Source organism: Sabulibacter ruber, from assembly GCF_017355955.1.
Classification (GTDB): Bacteria; Bacteroidota; Bacteroidia; order Cytophagales; family Hymenobacteraceae; genus Nibribacter; species Nibribacter ruber_A.
In genome coordinates this window covers 1-257 of the sequence record NZ_JAFFID010000167.1, presented here as the reverse complement: position 1 = coordinate 257, position 257 = coordinate 1, and the positions used below count along the sequence as shown (strand labels likewise).

1 pseudogene is annotated in these 257 nt (G+C 51.8%); it reads left to right on the top strand.

What is annotated here, in order from left to right:
• Positions 1 to 165 precede the first annotated feature (165 nt).
• Positions 166 to 257, top strand: a pseudogene (locus JT719_RS24895) (IS5/IS1182 family transposase); the annotation flags it as partial.

The window sequence follows — 257 nt, the reverse complement described above, 5'->3', positions numbered from 1 at the left end:
GATGGAACACGGCAGACGCGCTTTTTCGGTAATAGGTCCGCCGATGTCCTTACAATGGTAATCTAGAAGCCCCCTGCTGCTATCACCTCCGTCTAGGTTCTGTGGACTCTTGGGATTTCCATCGTCGAAGAAATATGATTCAAGACCGTTCTTTAGGAGACGGTCTTGGGAGCGAAAGAACGTTTGGTGCTGAGGGATGATCAGTGGGAGCGTATCGCACCCTTGATGACGCGGAAACCGGGGAATGGACGTTCAAC